General features: G+C 67.9%; 14 protein-coding genes. 4 read left to right on the forward strand and 10 right to left on the reverse strand.

All coding sequences use genetic code 11. From position 1 onward, the window contains the following. Nucleotides 1-18: 18 nt before the first annotated feature. The 6 genes from ACEL92_RS16335 to ACEL92_RS16360 form a co-directional block, all read right to left on the reverse strand. Entirely contained in the window at nt 19-858 is an 840-nt protein-coding gene (locus ACEL92_RS16335) for an MBL fold metallo-hydrolase (RefSeq protein ID WP_374021771.1), read from the reverse strand. A gap of 21 nt (nt 859-879) precedes the next feature. After that, a complete protein-coding gene (locus tag ACEL92_RS16340) occupies nt 880-1548 on the reverse strand; it encodes a cysteine hydrolase (RefSeq protein ID WP_374021772.1) in 669 nt (222 codons plus the stop codon). 48 nt (nt 1549-1596) lie between these two features. Further along, entirely contained in the window at nt 1597-2064 is a 468-nt protein-coding gene (locus ACEL92_RS16345; RefSeq protein ID WP_374021773.1) for a nuclear transport factor 2 family protein, read from the reverse strand. Between the two features lie 216 nt (nt 2065-2280). Continuing rightward, nucleotides 2281-2769, reverse strand: a complete 489-nt coding sequence (locus ACEL92_RS16350) for a MarR family winged helix-turn-helix transcriptional regulator (protein WP_374021774.1) — start codon at nt 2767-2769, stop codon at nt 2281-2283. Between the two features lie 129 nt (nt 2770-2898). Further along, complete coding sequence (locus ACEL92_RS16355) at nt 2899-4911, reverse strand: primosomal protein N' (RefSeq protein ID WP_374021775.1); 2013 nt, start codon at nt 4909-4911, stop codon at nt 2899-2901. A gap of 45 nt (nt 4912-4956) precedes the next feature. After that, complete coding sequence (locus ACEL92_RS16360) at nt 4957-5691, reverse strand: lysoplasmalogenase (RefSeq protein ID WP_374021776.1); 735 nt, start codon at nt 5689-5691, stop codon at nt 4957-4959. Here ACEL92_RS16360 and ACEL92_RS16365 point away from each other — a divergent pair. The 3 genes from ACEL92_RS16365 to ACEL92_RS16375 are packed head-to-tail and all read left to right on the forward strand — an operon-like array spanning nt 5690 to nt 9134. Next, entirely contained in the window at nt 5690-6652 is a 963-nt protein-coding gene (locus ACEL92_RS16365; protein WP_374021777.1) for an alpha/beta hydrolase, read from the forward strand. The genes ACEL92_RS16360 and ACEL92_RS16365 overlap by 2 nt on opposite strands. A gap of 22 nt (nt 6653-6674) precedes the next feature. Next, complete coding sequence (locus tag ACEL92_RS16370; RefSeq protein WP_374021778.1) at nt 6675-7640, forward strand: alpha/beta hydrolase; 966 nt, start codon at nt 6675-6677, stop codon at nt 7638-7640. 9 nt (nt 7641-7649) lie between these two features. Continuing rightward, the gene (locus ACEL92_RS16375) at nt 7650-9134 is read left to right on the forward strand and encodes a flavin-containing monooxygenase (RefSeq protein WP_374021779.1); all 1485 of its coding nucleotides are present in this window, start codon (nt 7650-7652) and stop codon (nt 9132-9134) included. A 10-nt stretch (nt 9135-9144) separates the two neighbouring features. On the opposite strand, the gene ACEL92_RS16380 is transcribed toward ACEL92_RS16375, so the two are convergent. Beyond that, a complete protein-coding gene (locus ACEL92_RS16380; protein WP_374021780.1) occupies nt 9145-10767 on the reverse strand; it encodes a GMC oxidoreductase in 1623 nt (540 codons plus the stop codon). A 294-nt stretch (nt 10768-11061) separates the two neighbouring features. Here ACEL92_RS16380 and ACEL92_RS16385 point away from each other — a divergent pair, with 294 nt between their 5' ends. Further along, nucleotides 11062-12144, forward strand: a complete 1083-nt coding sequence (locus tag ACEL92_RS16385) for an alkane 1-monooxygenase (RefSeq protein WP_374026244.1) — start codon at nt 11062-11064, stop codon at nt 12142-12144. A gap of 42 nt (nt 12145-12186) precedes the next feature. On the opposite strand, the gene metK is transcribed toward ACEL92_RS16385, so the two are convergent. From metK to rpoZ, 3 genes are all read right to left on the reverse strand, one after another. Then, a complete protein-coding gene (gene metK / locus ACEL92_RS16390) occupies nt 12187-13398 on the reverse strand; it encodes a methionine adenosyltransferase (RefSeq protein ID WP_374021781.1) in 1212 nt (403 codons plus the stop codon). 96 nt (nt 13399-13494) lie between these two features. Further along, complete coding sequence (gene coaBC / locus ACEL92_RS16395; protein ID WP_374021782.1) at nt 13495-14742, reverse strand: bifunctional phosphopantothenoylcysteine decarboxylase/phosphopantothenate--cysteine ligase CoaBC; 1248 nt, start codon at nt 14740-14742, stop codon at nt 13495-13497. Nucleotides 14743-14763: 21 nt separating this feature from the next. Continuing rightward, nucleotides 14764-15090: a DNA-directed RNA polymerase subunit omega gene (gene rpoZ / locus ACEL92_RS16400; protein ID WP_374021783.1), complete on the reverse strand. Its 327-nt coding sequence runs from the start codon at nt 15088-15090 to the stop codon at nt 14764-14766. Nucleotides 15091-15158 lie beyond the last annotated feature (68 nt).

Below are 15158 nucleotides of genomic sequence, written 5' to 3' on the forward strand. Positions count from 1 at the left end.
ACGCCCAAAACGGACGTGTCAGGCGTCAGGCGTGAAGGTATAAGTCTCACCGTGAGCGAGGTAGACGAATCGCGTTGGCGTGGTTGAGGCCTCCGCCGCCCTCTGAAAGTCGTCCAGCCCGGACCGGAACACCGAGAAGTCGTTGTAGTGGATCGGGATTGCAGTTCGGGGCTTGGTGATTTCGACGGCCCGCACCGCCTGCTCGCCCGTCATCGTGACGATGGTGACGAGAAAGGTGGTGCCGCCGGTGTGAATGAGGCCAAGGTCGATGTCCGGGTAGCGGCGTGGGATGTCCTCAAGGCTAACGACGAGCATGGTGTCGCCCGTGATGTAGAGCCGGTAGAGCAGGTCACCCTTCCTGCTGAAGTCAAGCAGGTGCCCGTTGACGGGCATGAGCAGTTCCTCGACCGCGTCGTCCGCGGCGTGCTTGGCCGGCATCGCGGTGATCGTCAGCGTCGCGTCGCCTTTGCACACCTCCAGTGATTCCCACGTGTCAAGGGGATAGCCCCGCTCAAAGCCGAGCGCTCGCAGCTTGCCGACCGCGTCGGCCGTGGACACGATGGGCAGCGTCTTGTCGAGCTCACGTGCGGCGACGTCATCGAAATGATCGCCGTGATAATGCGATAAGACGATGAGATCGATCGGCGGCAGGTCGGCGATCTGGCAGGCGGGCTCGACCTCGCGGCGCGCCCAGATGCCGTGTCCCAGGTCCACATGCTCGCCTTTGTGCAGGAAGGCGGGATCGGTCAAGATCGATAGCCCGCCGTAACGGATCAAGGTGGTGGCGTTGCCGATGAAGAAGACTTCACCCGCGGTGAAATCGGCGGTGTCGTCACCGGAAATATTCAGGGCAGTCATCTGATCCTCGCTCGAGAAGTGTTATGGCCGTGGCGACTTCATTGCCCCAACGACCTCTTTGGTGTAGGGAACCGCGTGAGCCAGGAAGGCGTAGTTCACCAGCGCGGCCTGGTAGCCGTCGCCACGCGCGGGGTGCCGGGGGCCGGCGGTTGCGTCGCGGACGACGGCCACCTGGAACCCGTGCTCGAGCAGATCCCGGAGGTGGGACTCCACGCACATGTTGGCGAGCATGCCGCACAGAATCACCGTGTTGATCCGTCGCTTCCGCAGCTGCAGGACCAGGTCATTGGATTGCGGGCCCCACACTTTATGGGGGCTGGCCACGACGGTCGCCGAGTCCTCAATGAACGGCCTGAGTCGATCGAGCCAGTCGGCCCCCGAACCGGGGAAGCCGTCCAATGTCAGGGGCCCGGTGCGCGCAAACGTGTTGGTGCGCAACTCATCTGATTCCAGTGGGCCGTTGAACAGCCACCCGCGGTCGGTGGGATAGAAGTAGTGCGGAGAGATGAAGAGGCTGAAGCCGCCGGCCTTGGCCGCCGCGCAGAGGTCGACGAGATGTTCGACCGTCTGGTTAGCAATGATGCTGTCCTTCAACACTTCCCAGTTCTTGCCGGTGGGGCTCAGGACGTCGTTCTGAGGATCAATGACCACGACTGCGGTGTCGGAGGGGGTGTATGTCAGCGGCGTCATCGTCGGGTCAAGTCCAGCGCCGAGGCGCGGTCGATGGAGCGGCGCGGCTCAGCGCAGCGGGATGTCATGGCCCAAACTCCGTTCGCTTTCCGGCCGGGGGCCAAAGATGCGGCGTTCGGATTCGTCGATAGGGATGTCGTTGATGCTTGCCTCGCGACGGAACATCAGGCCGCTGTCGTCGAACTCCCACAGTTCGTTGCCGTAGCTCCGCCACCACTGGCCGGCGGCGTCGTGACACTCATACTGAAAGCGCACCGCGATCCGATTGCCGTGGAAGTCCCAGAGGCTCTTGCGCAGAGCGTAATCGAGTTCTCTCTCCCATTTGGCGGAAAGAAATTCGACGATCGCGTCCCGTCCAGTGACGAACTGGTCGCGGTTCCGCCAGGCGCTCTCGGGGGTGTAGGCAAGACTGACCCGGTGCGGGTCGCACGTGTTCCAGGCGTCCTCGGCGGCCTGAACCTTCACGAGCGCCGTCTCTAGGTCGTACGGCGGAAACGGTGGGCGGGACTCATTCATCCGCTCGGGTCCTTCCCGTGGTGTGGTGTCACCTGCCGACAACCAGGCTGCACGACATTGGCGAGCGGAGAAAGAGCCAAATCGCGATTGATCCGATCGCCGGGACCGATCAGTGCTGTCGGGACCGCGTCTGCGATAGGGGCTCGTCCGGATGCGGCCCGACAGCGAGCGGGGCCAGCACCCCGCGCGCTCGAGTCGGTGCTGTCCGAAGCCGCGCTAGAGATCGATCTCGGTGTCCAGGTGCACGTCCGGCTCGCCGCCGGCGGCGGTGAACGCGGTCAGGGCCCGCACCAGCCCGTGGCGCTCCGCCGGCGGCATCTTCTCCACGATCGCCGCGATCTCGGCGCGCCGGTAGGAGGTGACCTGACGAACGACCTCGCGTCCACGCTTCGTCAGCGCGGCCAGCAGCTCGCGCCGGGACGTCGGGTGCGGGAGACGGTCGATCAGCCCGGCCGCGACCAGCCGGTCGACCATCCGCCCGGTGGCCGACGGTTGCACCCCGAGCAGGCCGGCCAGGGTGGCGAGGTTCACCGGGCCGCGGTTGGACAGGATCACCAGCGTCCGGAACTGCGGAATAGTGATGGTCTCGTCCACCTGTCCGATGGACCGCGCCGAAATGGCGACCAGCAAGCGGGAAGCCGTCAGCAAAGCGTCGGTGATTACGTCGAGCGAATCGTCCGCCGAGGTGAGGTTCTCCGCTGCCATCTCGCCCCTTCTCCGGGATCGTCTCCGGCCTATCGGCGGCTGAAGACCAGGAAGTGTAACAACCTTCCAAAGTCGTAGTCAGGCATTATTTCCGACGCATACTATCGGCCCGGGCAGGAGTTGGCGAGGTCACCCGATGTGCAGCGGGTCGATCTGCACCCGGACCGGCTCGTGGTTCTGGCGGGCGGACAGCACGCTCACGCCGCGGCGCAGCGCCGCGGCCAGCGCCAGGCCCTGCTCCCGGCGGGCGCGCACCAGCATCCTGGTAACCGGCGTGCCGGGCGGCGTCCCCGCCGGGCGGCGGACGCCCGCCGGCAAATCCACCGGCCCCAGCACGTCGGCGCCCTCCGGCAACCCGGCCTCCTCGAGCAGCGCCGCCACCGCGGCGGCGGCGCCGTCCAGCGCTGCCATGTGCACGCTCGGCGGCAGGCCCACCTCCGTCCGGGCCACCAAGTCGGCCTCCGCATGACCCACCGGATCCCAGCGGATCAGTGATTGCACTGTGGGAATTGATGATTCGGCCACCGCCAGCACCACGCCGCCGTCGCCGCGGGCACGAACGAGCGCCGCGGCGGACATCCAGCGCCACAGCGCGTCCTCCGCGGCGCGCAGATCCTGGCGCCCCAGCAGCGCCCAGGTGTCCAGCAGCAGCGCCGCCCCGTAACCGCCCGACGCCACCGGCTCCGCCCCCGGGGTGGCCACCACCAGCGCCGGGCCCGCCGCCACCTCCGGCACGACGCCGTCGCCGGACGAGGTCACCACGGCGGTGCCGGGGAACGCGCGCCCGAGCTCCTCGGCGGTGCGTCGCGCCCCGACGACCACGGCGCGCACCGCGTCCGACCCGCAACGCGCGCAGCGCCGCGTCGGCTCGGTCCGCCCGCACCACCGGCAGACCAGCGCCGGGCCGCCCTCCTGCAACGACTCGGCCAGTGAGAGGGGTCCCGTGCAGTGTCGGCAGCGGGCGATGGTGCGGCAGCGCGCGCAGGCCAGCGACGGGACGTACCCGCGCCGCGGCACCTGCACCAGCACCGGCGCACCGGCCTCCAGTGACGACCGGGCGGCGCGCAGCGCGATCGACGGGATGCGCGCGGTCCGCGCGGCGGGGTCGCGTTCGTCGGCGTAACCGGTGTCGTCGAGGGCGACCACCCGCGGCGCGCGGGCGCGCACCACCGCCCGGGCCGCGACGATGTCGTGCGCCCACCCGCTGAGCACCAACGCCTGCGCTTCGGCGGTGCGCGCGTAGCCCCCGATCAGCGCCGCGCACCGCGCCTGGTGGGCGCGCAGCATCGCCACCTCGCGGGCGTGCGGGTACGGCGCCCGCGGCTCGGCCAGGCTGTCGTCGGCGTCGGCCCACACCATGACCAGACCCAGGTCGCTCAGTGGCGCGAAAGCCGCACTGCGGGTGCCGATCACCAGCCTGGCCTGACCGCGCAGCGCCGCGAGCCACCGCCGGTAGCGGGCGGCCGGCCCCAGCCCGGCCGACAGCGCCACCACGCCGCTCTCGTCGATCCGCGCGGTCGCGGCCCGCGACAGCGAGTCCAGATCGCGCTGGTCGGGCACGATCGCCAGCACCGCCCGACCGGCGCGGATCGTTTGTGCGGCGGCCTCAGCGAATCGGTCGGCCCACGACTCCCCCGGCAGGGCCTGCCAGACCGCACGCGCGGCCCGGGACTCGGCCAGGGCGTCCAGGAACTGGGTGCCCCGCCCGTAGACCGCCCACCCCGACGGGTCGACGGGCGCGGGCGGCGGCGGCCGCACCGTCGCCGTCGGTTCGCGCTCCACCCGGGCGTGCCGGGCCGGCACCGCCAGGCGCAACACATCCGGCCGTGTCCCGGCATAGCGTGCCGCCACCGCGTCGACCAACCGGCGGATCTCGGGGGTCAGCACCGGTTCGGCGGACACGACGCGGTCCAGGTAGCCGAGCTTGCCCTGATGGTCGGTGTCGTTGCGGCGCTCCAGCACGAACGCGTCGACCAGCCGGCCGTGAAACCGCACCCGCACCCGCACCCCCGGCTGGGCGTCGTCGGACTGCTCGGCCGACACCAGGTAATCGAACTCGCGATCCAGGTGCGGCACCGAGAGCATCGGCAACACCCGGGCGATGGGCTCGACCTGAACGGGTGTGCGCGCGGTGCCGCTCAAGGCGCTCTCATGGCCCGGCTGGTGCTCAATCCCGTACCGTCCGGGTCAGCTTCCGGCCGGTTCCGGGGCGCCGCCGTCGGCCGGTGCCTCACGACCGAAGAAGAACCCGGCCGTCATCAGGATCAGCGCCGCGGCGTACGACCACCAGATCGGCACCGCCAGCGCCTCGTTGCCCAGGATGAAGCGGCCGACGGCGATCAGCGAGTCGGACGCCGCGAAACACACCGCCCCGACCGCCGTCCAGATCGTCGGCAGCTTCGCCACCAGGGCGGCGCACACCATCGCGGTCAGCACCAGGATGTAGGCCGTCACCGGGAGCGTCAGCTTGCCCAGGTGCGGCCAGAACCAGGCCAGCAACCCGATGGTGGCCAGACACATGGCGACCACGGCGGCGATGCGCAACCTCGACGGGCGCCTGGCGGCCAGCGGCAGCAGCGCGCCCAGGAAACACAAGTGCGCCAACAGGAATGCGCCGAGCCCCACGACGAACGACTGGCTCCACCACGGGATCGCCAGCGCCCAGTCACCGATGGCCGACAGCAGCAGCGCCGGCATCAGCCACCGGCGCTCGCGGACGACGGCGTGGCCGGCCGCGGCGGCGGTCAGTAACAACGCCATCGACGCCTTGAACAACGGCTGCGCCACCCAGTGCCCGGTCAGTTCGGCCCCCGGCTCCGAACCCAGGGCCAACACCGTCAGGTACACGCCGTAGCCGAGGGCCGCCCAGTCGGCCAGCACCCAGCCGCCGAACACCAGCCGAGGTGCGTACGGTACGTCCATGCCCAGCTTGGACAACACAGCCGACGAAAAGCCCGCTATCGACCCCATCCTGCAGAAGGTACTGGATGCGGTTCCGTTCCGGCTATCCACCGAGGACGGCGTCGACGCGGCGCGGCAGCGCTTCCGCGACCTGCCCCGCCGGCAACTGCATCCCGAGTTGCGCGTCGAGGACCGCGCCATCCCCGGTCCCGCAGGGCCGGTCGGCGTCCGGATTTATTGGCCGCCAATCGAATCCGAGATCACCGCGCCGCCCGTCGTGCTGTATTTTCACGGTGGCGGGTTCGTGGTGGGCGACCTCGACAGCTACGACGGCACGGCCCGCCAGCACGCGGTCGGCGCCGACGCCATCGTGGTCTCGGTCGACTACCGGTTGGCGCCGGAGCACCCCTACCCCGCCGCGATCGAAGATGCTTGGGCCGCAACGGTTTGGGCCGCGGAGCACGCGGCCGCGCTGGGCGGTGACCCGAACCGGATGGGCGTGGCCGGGGACTCGGCCGGCGGCACGATCAGCGCGGTGATGGCGCATCGGGCGCGCGACCGCGGCGCACCGGCCATCGCGTTCCAGCTGCTGTGGTACCCGTCGACGATGTGGGACGCCTCGCTGCCGTCCTTCACCGAGAACGCCGGCGCGCCGATCCTCGACGTCAAGGCCGTCGCCGAGTTCTCGCGTTGGTACGCGGGCGAAGTCGACCTGTCCGCCCCGCCGCCGGGTATGGCGCCCGGGCGGGCTGACGACTTGTCCAACCTGCCGCCCGCCTACATCGCCGTCGCGGGCTACGACCCGCTGCGCGACGACGGCATCCGGTACGGCGAACGGCTCGCGGCCGCCGGCGTGACGGTCGAGGTACACAACGCCGAGACGCTGGTGCACGGCTACCTCGGCTACGCCGGCGTGGTGCCCGCGGCCACCGCCGCGATGGAACGGGGGCTGACGGCCCTGCGAACGGGGCTACGCGGGTGACGCCGGAGCGTACGGTGAGTCCATGACGGAGCCCACCTTCGCCCGACCAGAGATCGACGCGACCTTCAAGGCGTTGCTCGACGCCTTCCCGATGACCTTCACCGCGGCCGACGGCGTGGAGACCGCGCGTTCGCGGCTACGGATGCTCAAGGTGCCGCCCGAAATGCTGCCCGACCTGCGCGTCGAGGAGCGCACGATCGGATACGGCGACATCAACGACGTCGGAGTGCGGATCTACTGGCCGCCCCTGGAACCGGACGAGCCGCTGCCCATCGTCGTCTTCTATCACGGCGGCGGCTTCTGCCTCGGCGACCTCGACACCCACGACCCCCTCGCCCGCGCGCACGCCGTCGGCGCCGAGGCCATCGTGGTGTCCGTGGACTACCGGCTGGCCCCCGAGCACCCGTTCCCGGCCGGCGTGCACGACTCCTGGGCGGCGTTGCAGTGGGTCGCCGAGCACGCCGCCGAGCTCGGCGGCGACCCGGGCCGGATCGCCGTCGCCGGCGACTCGGCCGGCGGCAACCTGGCCGCGGTGATGGCGCACCTGGCCACCGCGAACGACGGCCCCGAGCTCAGCTTCCAGCTCCTGTGGTATCCGGTCGTCACCGCCGACATGTCGTTGCCGTCCTACACCGAGAACGCCAACGCGCCGATCCTGGACCGCGACGTGATCGACGCCTTCCTGTCCTGGTACCTGCCCGACATCGACATCAGCGACCCGACGGTGCTGCCCCCCACCCTGGCCCCGGCGAACGCGACGGATCTGTCCGGGCTGCCGCCCGCCTACATCGCGACCGCCGAACACGATCCGCTGCGCGACGACGGGGCCCGCTACGCCGAGCTGCTGGACTCCGCGGGTGTGCCCGCGGAACTGAGCAACGAGCCCAACCTGGTGCACGGCTACGCCAGCTTCGCCCCGGTGATCCCCGCGGCCTCGGCTGCCACCGACCGCGGCCTGGCCGCGCTGAAAAAGGCGCTACACCCCTAGGCGGTCACCATGAGCAGCACTCCCGATTACCACACGCTGATCGTCGGCGCGGGCTTCTCCGGGATCGGCGCCGCCATCAAGCTCGACAACGCCGGGCTGTCCGACTACCTCGTCGTCGAGGCGGGCGACGGTGTCGGCGGGACGTGGCATTGGAACACCTATCCCGGTATCGCCGTGGACATCCCGTCGTTCTCCTACCAGTTCTCCTTCGAGCAGAGCCCGGACTGGTCGCGCACCTACGCGCGGGGACGCGAACTCAAGGCCTACGCCGAACGCTGCGTCGACAAATACGGCATCCGATCCCGAATCCGCTTGAACACCAAGGTGCAATCCGCCGAGTTCGACGACGAACGGTCCCTGTGGCGGGTGCAGACCGACCCGGGCGGCACGGTCACCGCCCGCTTCCTCATCAGTGCCTGCGGCGTCCTGACGGTGCCGAACCTGCCCGACATCGACGGTGTGGACGGCTTCGGCGGCGTCACCATGCACACCGCGCGCTGGGATCACGACCAGGACCTCAGCGGCAAGCGCGTCGCGATCATCGGCACCGGCGCCTCGGCGGTGCAGGTCATTCCCGAGATCGCGCCGATCGTCAAGCAGCTCACGGTTTTTCAGCGGACGCCGATCTGGTGCTTTCCCAAGCTGGACGTCGCGTTGCCGGCGCCGGCCCGCTGGTTGATGCGGGTGCCCGGCGGTAAGGTCGCGCAGCGGCTGCTCAGTCAGGCCTTCGTCGAAGTCACCTTCCCCATCTCCGCGCACTACTTCACGGTGCTGCCGCTGGCCAAGAGGATGGAGTCCGCGGGGCTGGCCTACCTCCGCAAACAGGTGCACGACCCGACGGTGCGCGACCAGCTCACCCCGCGGTACGCGGTCGGCTGCAAGCGCCCCGGGTTCCACAACGAGTACCTGGCCACGTTCAACCGGGACAACGTGCGGTTGGTCACCGAGCCGATCGACAAGGTCACGCCCACGGCGGTGGCCACCGCCGACGGGGAAACCCACGAGGTCGACGTGCTGATCCTGGCCACGGGGTTCAAGGTGATGGATCCCGACGACATCCCGACGTTCGCGGTGACCGGCAGCGGCGGCAAGTCGTTGAGCCGGTTCTGGGACGAGCACCGGCTGCAGGCCTACGAGGGCGTCAGCGTGCCCGACTTCCCCAACCTGTTCACGGTTTTCGGCCCGTACGGATACGTGGGATCGTCGTATTTCGCGCTGATCGAGACGCAGACCCACCACATCGTGCGGTGCCTGAAACGGGCGCAGCGGGACGGCGCGACGCGCGTGGAGGTCACCGAAGAGGCCAACGAGCGGTACTTCGCCGAGATGCTGCGCCGACGGCACCGGCAGATCTTCTGGCAGGACAGCTGCAAGCTGGCCAACAGTTACTACTTCGACAAGAACGGCGACGTGCCGCTGCGCCCGACCACCACGGTGGAGGCCTACTGGCGCAGCCGGCGCTTCGACCTCGACGACTACCGGTTCAGCGGGTAGTCAGGCCAATTCACTTGCGTCCTTGAAGGATTCCTTCGATATTCCGCTCCGCCAGCGCGGTGATGGACATGAAAGGATTGCAGCCAAGGTAGCCGGGCAGCAGTGACGCATCGTTGACATAGAGCTTGTCATACCCTTTCACCCTGCCGTAGGCGTCTGTCGCTTTGCCCCGGACCACCCCACCCATCGGGTGGACAGTGTTGGGCGCAAAGACCTGTCCTTCGAACAGATCGTCGCGGTAATGCACTCCGTTGGCTTGCGTCACTTTGTCGAAAACCAACTGCGCTTTCGCGCGCAAATGATCGGTATGGCTTTCCGGCCAGTTGATCGTGATCCCGTCCGTGGCGCGGTCGTAGCTGATGTCAGCGCGATCACCGGTCCTAACCATGACGTAGTAGCCCAACGCGAACGTCTCGACCGGAAGCGGTATCGAGAACATGCTGGCGTACACCGGATTATCCGGATCATTCCGGCCGTCCAGGTTGATCAGTCCCATTAAAGACTGTTGGGTGCCCGCGGGATCCGTGGGTTGGAGTTCATGGGCGACCATGATGTCTCCGTTGTTTCCATATCCACGACCGATCTCTTCGCTCAAGTTGGGCAGCGCCCCCGTCTCCCGCGCCCGCAGCAGGATTTCGTTCGTACCGAGCACTCCGGCGTTGAGATGCAGCTCGTCGCAGCCGATTTCGAGCCGTCCGACCTCTTTGCCAAACCTGTCGATCTCTCGGGTGGACACCACGAACTCACCAGAACGCTCGCGCCGGATAGCGGTTACTTCGGTCAATGGCTTCAGCGTGACCTTTCCGGTCGCCAGTGCGGCGGCGACATAGGTCTGATCAACACTGCCAAACCTGCCGTAATTGTTGCCGTACTGTTGCTCAAAGTCCAAGGCTGAGCGTGGAACCTCGCCGGCCGCTTCCTTTTTCAGGTAATCGAACGAATACGCGCTGCCGTTGTAGTCCACGCCGTAACCGGCCGCTGCCGCGTACTTCCGGCCAACCCTGGCGTATTGGAACCATGGCGTCTCCTCGAACCAGTTCATATCGCGATAGCTGATGCGCAGCATTTTCTTGGCACGTTCGATGTAGGTCCCCAAGAAGGCACCGGGTTCGATATCCGGGAACGCGGAACGAACCTGATCCTCGGTTGGAATTGCGGCAATTGCCGCGTTTACCATGGACCCTCCGCCGACGGCCGCGCCGCGGAACACGGTATGCGCGCCATGCACGACCTTTTCGCATATCCCGGCTTGCACCGGCTGGGGCGACGGCGCGTGCTTAGCCACATCCTTCACCGAAACACCGCGATACGACGTCACCAGGCTCGGCGGAACGGACGTGAACCAGCCCGCGCGGTTGTCCGCGGGCAACATCCTGGAAAAGCGCTTCCCGTCAGCGTCGGGGGTATCCCACAGCCTGCCCCTCTCCAGGATCAGTGTCTCGATGCCGGCCTCGGCAAGCCGCAACGCCGATACCCCGCCGCCGTAGCCACTACCCACGACGATCGCTTTGAAGTGGTGTTCGGGAGCAGTCGACGTGCGCTCCCGTGCCAGTTCCAGGGCCCCGCAGATACCGCCAGCGCCCGCCGCAACCCCGGCTGTGACTTGCAGGAAAGTCCTCCGCGAGAAAACCATCCCGTGGCCCCCCTTTGGTGTATAAACCAACCCTTATTTCACGGACATCCCGGCCGATACGTATCAAAGATTACTATTATGGCCGATAGACGTCCAAAACTCAGGCTGTAACCATACGGATAGTATGGTATAAATCTTTTGGGCGCGGCAGGGCGGGCGCGGCCCAAGAATTCAGCACAGCTGCCGAAGGTTCGGGGGAGGACTGTGGCACCCTTATTTTTTCGCCCCGCCGTAGCGGAATCTCGAACCGAGACGTCGCCTGGAACGTGGAAGCAACCTCCGAGGTACCTCCGGCTGCTGCCGGCGGCGGTTCCGGTGTTCGTCTATGTGTCATGGCTTGGCGTGTTCATCACGGGCGCCGACGCATTCTGGTGGACCGGCTCCATTGCCGCGTTTGTCATCACTCCCGTTCTCGACCACGTGATCGGGTCCAACCCGAACAATCCCCCCGAGAGCGTCCTCGAATGGCTCGAAAAGGATCCGATTTACCGCTGGGCCACGTATCTGTACCTGCCCAACCAATACCTATCGCTGGTGTTCGCCTGCTGGCTGTGGGCGGGCGGGGGCTGGATCACCATGGACGCCGTCGACAAGCTGGGATTGATGGCGACGGTCGGGCTCGTCGGCGGCCTGGCCATCAACGCCGCACACGACCTGGGACACACGCGCGTACGGGCGGAGAAACGCTTGAGCAAGATCGCCCTCGCCCAGACTTGCTACGGCCATTTTTTTGTCGAGCACAACCGCGGCCACCATGTCCGGGTCGCTACCGTCGAGGATCCGGCGAGCGCGCGCTTGGGCGAGTGGCTTTACGCCTTCATTCCGCGGTCCGTGATCGGCGGTCTGCGCTCCGCCTGGAATCTGGAAGCTTCCCGATTGGCCGCAACGGGGAAATCGCCCTGGACGCCGGGCAATGACGTGATCAACGCCTGGGTGCTCAGCGTCGTCTTGTTCTCCGTACTCTCGGTTTGGTTTCGCCCCGTCGTCCTGCCGTGGCTGATCGGGCAGGCGATTTTCGGATTTTGCCTGCTGGAGATCATCAACTACATCGAGCACTACGGGCTGCGACGGCAGAAAACACCCAGCGGCCGCTACGAAAGGGTGCGCCCGACCCATAGCTGGAACAGCAGCACCGTGCTCGCCAACATCCTGCTTTTTCACCTGCAGCGGCACTCGGATCATCACACCAATCCGTTGCGCAACTACCAGATCCTTCGTCATCGCGACGAGGCACCTCAGCTGCCAAGTGGCTACAGCGCCATGCTGCTGTTGGCGTTGGTCCCCCCGTTGTGGCGTCGCGTGATGGACCCGCGCGTCATCGCCTTCTACCGCGGCGACATCCGGCTGGCGGCACTGAAGCCCGGCGCACGAATCTAATCTGCGCGTTCAGCGTCAAGCGCTGAGCGCCGTTGTCAGCGCCTAGATCGCGCGCTTGAGCTCGTCAACCTTGTCGAGCCGCTCCCAGGGCAGGTCGACGTCGGTGCGGCCGAAGTGCCCGTACGCGGCGGTCTGCGCGTAGATCGGGCGCAGCAGGTCCAGGTCGCGCACGATCGCGCCGGGACGCAGGTCGAACACCTCGGGGACGATCTTCTCGATCTTGACCGGGTCGACCGTCGCGGTGCCGAACGTCTCGATGAACAGGCCGACCGGGGCCGCCTTGCCGATGGCGTAGGCCACCTGCACCTCGACGCGCTCCGCGAGCCCGGCGGCGACGATGTTTTTCGCGACCCAGCGCATCGCGTACGCCGCCGAGCGGTCCACCTTCGACGGGTCCTTGCCGGAGAAGGCGCCGCCCCCGTGGCGAGCCCAGCCGCCGTAGGTGTCGACGATGATCTTGCGGCCGGTCAGCCCGGCGTCGCCCATCGGGCCGCCGACGACGAACTTGCCGGTCGGGTTGATCAGCACCCGCGTGGACGACGAGTCGAGGGTGTCGTGCGCCAGCTCGGCCAGCACGGCCTTGATCACGTGCTCCCGCAGGTCGGGATCCAGCGTCTTTTCCAGGTCGATGTCGGCCGCGTGCTGCGTGGAGATCACCACGGTGTCCAAGCGGACCGGGACGTCGTCCTCGTAGGCGATGGTGACCTGGGTCTTGCCGTCCGGACGCAGGTATCCCAGCGTGCCGTTCTTGCGCACCTCGGTCAGTTTGCGCGACAGCCGGTGGGCCAGCGCGATGGGCAGCGGCATCAGCTCGGGGGTGTCGGCGATCGCGTAGCCGAACATCAGGCCCTGGTCGCCGGCGCCCTGGGAGTCCAGCGGGTCCGCGGCGCCCTCGACGCGCGCCTCGTGGGCGGTGTCGACGCCCTGGGCGATGTCGGGCGACTGGGCGCCGATGCCGATGTTCACCCCGCACGACGCCCCGTCGAAGCCCTTGTCCGAGGAGTCGTAACCGATGTCGAGGATGCGCGCGCGCACAGTGTTGGTGATGTCGGCGAACGCCTCCTTCGCCGTCGTCGTCACCTCGCCCACGACGTGCACCTGACCGGTGGTGACCAGCGTCTCGACCGCGACCCGTGAGCGGGGGTCCTGCGCCAGCAGGGCGTCGAGGACCGAGTCGCTGATCGCGTCACAGATCTTGTCGGGATGTCCCTCAGTCACCGACTCACTGGTAAACAGGCGACCCTTTTCGCTCACAATCGAATCCTTCCGAATAGTTAGTTAACCGAATTATATCGGCTGGCATCGGGCCGGCCGGCGCCTGGCCCCGCGCCACAGCAAAACCGAACCGTATTACCCGCCGCCGTGCAGGAACGTGGCAATCGCATCCACGATACGACTGGCCATCAGCGTCTTGGAGCCGTGTTGCAGCGCCGACTCGGTGCCGTCGGAGGCCAGCAGCCAGCCGTCGTTGCTGTCCACCTCGAACGCCCTGCCGTCGCCGACCGCGTTGACCACCAACAGGTCGCAGCCCTTGCGGCGCAGCTTCGCCCGCGCGTGGAACAGCACGTCGCCGTTGGCGTCGCCCGTCTCGGCGGCGAACCCGACAATGGCCCGCATGTTGGGCAGCTCGCCACTGGCGCGCGCCCGGACCGCGCCGGCCAGCACGTCGTCGTTGCGGATCAGCTCGATCGTCGGAGGCCGTTCTTGGTCGTTCGAGCCCTTTTTGATCTTGGCGGCGGAAACCTGCGCGGGGCGGAAGTCCGCGACGGCCGCCGCCATCACCAGCACGTCGGCCGCGGGCGCGTGCTTGGCCACCGCGTCGCCGAGTTGCTCAGCCGAGCTGACGTGGACCACCTCGACCCCGGCCGGGTCGATCAGGCCGACGGTGTGCCCGGCGATCAGCGTGACCTCGGCGCCGCGCTGGGCGGCGACGCGGGCCACCGCGTAGCCCTGCTTGCCCGAGCTGCGGTTGCCGATGAAGCGCACGGGGTCGATCGGTTCGCGGGTGCCGCCGGCGGTCACCAGCATCTTGCAGCCGGCGAGGTCGTACGGGAGCGCGTCGTTTCGCTCCAGCAGCAGCTGGGCCAGCGTGGTGATCTCCTCGGCCTCGGGAAGCCGCCCGGAGCCGCTGTCGGTGCCGGTGAGCCGCCCGAAGGCCGGTTCGAGCACCACCGCCCCGCGGCGACGCAGGGTGGCCACGTTGTCGACGGTGGCCGGGTGCAACCACATCTCGGTGTGCATGGCCGGCGCGAACATCACCGGGCACCGCGCGGTGAGCAGGGTGGCGGTCAGCAGGTCGTCCGCGCGGCCGTGCACCGCGCGGGCGAGCAGGTCCGCGGTGGCGGGCGCCACCACCACCAGGTCGGCCTGCTGGCCGAGCTGGACGTGCGGCACCTCGGGGACGTTCTCGAAGATGCCGGTGTGCACCGGTTGGCCGGAGAGCGCCTCGAACGTGGCGGCCCCGACGAATCGCAGCGCGGATTCGGTGGGGATGACCCGGACCAGGTGGCCGGCCTCGGAGAGCTGACGAACGACCGTGCACGCCTTGTAGGCGGCGATGCCACCGGAGACGCCGACGACAATCCGTTTGCGGTCCACAGTTGGCCCGGCCCCGCCTTGCTACTCGCCCTCGGTGTGCTCGAGCAGGTCGGCGTGGATCTCGCGCAGCGCGATCGACAGCGGCTTCTCCTGAAGCCCCGGCTCGACCAGCGGCCCGACATATTCGAGGATTCCCTCGCCAAGCTGGTTGTAGTAGTCGTTGATCTGGCGGGCCCGCTTGGCGGCGTAGATCACCAGGGCGTACTTGCTCGACACGCGGTCCAGCAGTTCGTCGATGGGCGGGTTGGTGATGCCCAGCGGGGTGTCGTAGGCGCCCTGCACCCCAGCCGATGGGTCGAACCGGTCGGGGACGGCGGTCAGGGCCGCGTCGGACTGCGGAATAGTCACTTAGGTCAAACTCCTTGGCGGTCAGAGCCCCGAAACGGATTGGCTACCGCTGCTGATTCGAACGCTCA

Source organism: Mycobacterium hainanense (genome assembly GCF_041890355.1).
Classification (GTDB): Bacteria; Actinomycetota; Actinomycetes; order Mycobacteriales; family Mycobacteriaceae; genus Mycobacterium; species Mycobacterium hainanense.

Excerpts from the sequence above, each read along its gene's own strand:
- ACEL92_RS16345 (WP_374021773.1), bottom strand. The coding sequence starts at position 2,064 with ATGAATGAGTCCCGCCCACCGTTTCCGCCGTACGACCTAGAGACGGCG.
- ACEL92_RS16380 (WP_374021780.1), bottom strand. The coding sequence starts at position 10,767 with ATGGTTTTCTCGCGGAGGACTTTCCTGCAAGTCACAGCCGGGGTTGCG.
- ACEL92_RS16365 (WP_374021777.1), top strand. The coding sequence starts at position 5,690 with ATGCCCAGCTTGGACAACACAGCCGACGAAAAGCCCGCTATCGACCCC.
- ACEL92_RS16370 (WP_374021778.1), top strand. The coding sequence starts at position 6,675 with ATGACGGAGCCCACCTTCGCCCGACCAGAGATCGACGCGACCTTCAAG.
- ACEL92_RS16340 (WP_374021772.1), bottom strand. The coding sequence starts at position 1,548 with ATGACGCCGCTGACATACACCCCCTCCGACACCGCAGTCGTGGTCATT.
- ACEL92_RS16350 (WP_374021774.1), bottom strand. The coding sequence starts at position 2,769 with ATGGCAGCGGAGAACCTCACCTCGGCGGACGATTCGCTCGACGTAATC.
- ACEL92_RS16335 (WP_374021771.1), bottom strand. The coding sequence starts at position 858 with ATGACTGCCCTGAATATTTCCGGTGACGACACCGCCGATTTCACCGCG.
- ACEL92_RS16360 (WP_374021776.1), bottom strand. The coding sequence starts at position 5,691 with ATGGACGTACCGTACGCACCTCGGCTGGTGTTCGGCGGCTGGGTGCTG.
- ACEL92_RS16375 (WP_374021779.1), top strand. The coding sequence starts at position 7,650 with ATGAGCAGCACTCCCGATTACCACACGCTGATCGTCGGCGCGGGCTTC.